Raw genomic sequence first — 522 nt, 5'->3', positions numbered from 1 at the left:
TAACATAAATGCCCTATACTCATCTTACCACAAATGAACTTGTTATGATAGAGGCATGCTACCAAGAAGGTGCAACAGTCAGTGCTATTGTTGCGTCTTTGGGTCGATCAAAACAGAACGGTCTTTTAAGAAGACATGGACTTCCTAAGCAAATGGATTTCAGAGATCTCTCTCAAAATGTATTATCGGCAATAGCTGATAAAAGAAATAGAATTCCTAGAAAATCCCTAAACTATCAAACACCGTATCAAGTTTTTCTGAGCAATATAAATGGTCTAACTTAATTTGACAATTTGAGAAAGTTAAAATTGATAAAACGAGCGTATATTTCTTGGAGAACCCCTTTCTTCTTTTTCGCATGAAAGTGAGTCAGACCGATACTGTATTTAAGATCACGAAAACTGGTCTCTATGCCCCATCTGCTGGCATAGAGATCCTTTAATTTCTCCACAGAATAATCTGTATTAGTGACTAAGGTTTCATAGTAACCAGGTTTGATTTCCACACGAACGATACGAAAAT

The 522-nt window shown here is 36.2% G+C and carries 2 pseudogenes; one reads left to right on the top strand and one right to left on the bottom strand.

From position 1 onward, the window contains the following. Positions 1-116: 116 nt before the first annotated feature. Positions 117-284, top strand: a pseudogene (locus ACMZ6Z_RS09575) (IS30 family transposase); the annotation flags it as partial. 8 nt (positions 285-292) lie between these two features. Here the strand turns inward: ACMZ6Z_RS09575 and ACMZ6Z_RS09570 are convergent. Continuing rightward, a pseudogene (locus ACMZ6Z_RS09570) lies at positions 293-522 on the bottom strand (transposase); the annotation flags it as partial.

The sequence above is a fragment of the Streptococcus pluranimalium genome (assembly GCF_047785705.1).
GTDB lineage: Bacteria > Bacillota > Bacilli > Lactobacillales > Streptococcaceae > Streptococcus > Streptococcus pluranimalium_A.
This window is presented reverse-complemented; position numbering and strand designations above follow the sequence as displayed.